We start from the raw sequence: 2500 nt of genomic DNA, 5'->3' as shown, positions 1-2500 counted from the left end.
CTTATGCGACGATCCCTTCGGGATCGCGCATGATGGGTATTGGCAATGAGAACGATCAAGTGTCTTAAGGGCAATTGGTGGATGCCTTGGCATGCACAGGCGATGAAGGACGTGATACGCTGCGATAAGCTACGGGGAGGTGCGAATACCCTTTGATCCGTAGATCTCCGAATGGGGAAACCCACCTAAGGTACTTGGAAAATCAGAGCAGCAGGGCAACTGACGCGGCAATCCCAAAAGGATTGAGCGTGGGGCGACGATCTCTTTGGGATCGCGCTGTTTTTGCTGCTGTGGTTTCCAAGTATCGATAATAGGTAACTTATCCTGAATACATAGGGATAAAGTGGCGAACGCGGGGAACTGAAACATCTAAGTACCCGTAGGAAAGGACATCAACCGAGACTCCGGAAGTAGTGGCGAGCGAACCCGGACCAGGCCAGCGGCGATTGAGAGACAAGCGGAACCTTCTGGAAAGTTGGGCCATAGCGGGTGACAGCCCCGTACGCGTAATGCGATCAATCGTCCTTGAGTAAGGCGGGACACGTGAAATCCTGTCTGAAATTGGGAGGACCACCTTCCAAGCCTAAGTACTCGTGCATGACCGATAGCGAACTAGTACCGTGAGGGAAAGGTGAAAAGCACCCCGACAAGGGGAGTGAAAGAGTACCTGAAACCGATTGCCTACAAACAGTGGGAGCCCGTCCTTCAAATCGCTTGACGATTTGAAGAACTTTTGATTTTGCCATCAAGAGCGCAAGCGCTTTGATGGGCGGGTGACCACGTACCTTTTGTATAATGGGTCAGCGACTTAGTGTGACGAGCAAGCTTAAACCGATAGGTGTAGGCGCAGCGAAAGCGAGTCTGAACAGGGCGTTCAGTTCGTCGCATTAGACCCGAAACCGAGTGATCTAGCCATGAGCAGGCTGAAGGTAAGGTAACACTTACTGGAGGGCCGAACCCATAACTGTTGCAATAGTTCGGGATGACTTGTGGCTAGGGGTGAAAGGCCAATCAAACTCGGAAATAGCTGGTTCTCCGCGAAATCTATTTAGGTAGAGCGTCGACCGAATACCCCAGGGGGTAGAGCACTGGATGGGCTAGGGGTCCTCACCGGATTACCAAACCTAACCAAACTCCGAATACCTGGGAGTACTAGTCGGCAGACACACGGCGGGTGCTAACGTCCGTCGTGAAAAGGGAAACAACCCTGACCTACAGCTAAGGTCCCCAAGTTATGGCTAAGTGGGAAAGGATGTGAGGATCCCAAAACAACCAGGATGTTGGCTTAGAAGCAGCCATCATTTAAAGAAAGCGTAACAGCTCACTGGTCTAAATAAGGGTCTTTGCGCCGAAAATGTAACGGGGCTAAAGCCATACACCGAAGCTTAGGGTTCGTGAGCAATCACGAGCGGTAGCGGAGCGTTCTGTAAGCCAGTGAAGCCGTACCCGTGAGGGGCGGTGGAGGTATCAGAAGTGCGAATGCTGACATGAGTAACGTAAGGGGAGTGAGAGACTCCCCCGCCGAAAGACCAAGGGTTCCTGCTTAAAGTTAATCTGAGCAGGGTTAGCCGGCCCCTAAGACGAGGCGGAAACGCGTAGTCGATGGGAATCACGTTAATATTCGTGAGCCTGGAGGTAGTGACGGATCACACAAGTTGTCCAATCTTATCGGATTGAAAGGGCAGCGGAGTGGTTCCAGGAAATAGCTCCTCCTTATAGACCGTACCCGAAACCGACACTGGTGGTCTGGTAGAGTATACCAAGGCGCTTGAGAGAACTATGCTGAAGGAACTCGGCAAATTGCACGCGTAACTTCGGAAGAAGCGTGACCCTTTTTTGCGCAAGCAGAGGAGGGTGGCACAGACCAGGGGGTAGCGACTGTTTATCAAAAACACAGGGCTCTGCGAAGTCGCAAGACGACGTATAGGGTCTGACGCCTGCCCGGTGCTGGAAGGTTAAGAGGAGGGGTGCAAGCTCTGAATCGAAGCCCCAGTAAACGGCGGCCGTAACTATAACGGTCCTAAGGTAGCGAAATTCCTTGTCGGGTAAGTTCCGACCTGCACGAATGGCGTAACGACTTCCCCGCTGTCTCCAGCATAGACTCAGTGAAATTGAATTCCCCGTGAAGATGCGGGGTTCCTGCGGTTAGACGGAAAGACCCCGTGCACCTTTACTATAGCTTTACATTGGCATTCGTAGTGGCATGTGTAGGATAGGTGGTAGGCTTTGAAGCCTGGGCGCCAGCTCAGGTGGAGCCACCCTTGAAATACCACCCTTATCACTATGGATGTCTAACCGCGGCCCGTTATCCGGGTCCGGGACAATGTATGGTGGGTAGTTTGACTGGGGCGGTCGCCTCCTAAAGAGTAACGGAGGCGCGCGATGGTGGGCTCAGAACGGTCGGAAATCGTTCGCTGAGTGCAATGGCATAAGCCTGCCTGACTGCGAGACTGACAAGTCGAGCAGAGACGAAAGTCGGTCATAGTGATCCGGTGGTCCC

The 2500-nt window shown here is 52.8% G+C and carries 1 rRNA gene (running past one end of the window); it reads left to right on the top strand.

The window, feature by feature from the left end:
* Window positions 1-53 precede the first annotated feature (53 nt).
* A 23S ribosomal RNA gene (locus P9228_RS23190) occupies window positions 54-2500 on the top strand; it runs 482 nt beyond the window's last position.

The sequence above is a fragment of the Mesorhizobium sp. WSM4898 genome (genome assembly GCF_029625845.1).
GTDB lineage: Bacteria > Pseudomonadota > Alphaproteobacteria > Rhizobiales > Rhizobiaceae > Mesorhizobium.
Note: the sequence above shows the minus strand (reverse complement) of the source record. Positions and strands in the feature narration are given on the sequence as shown.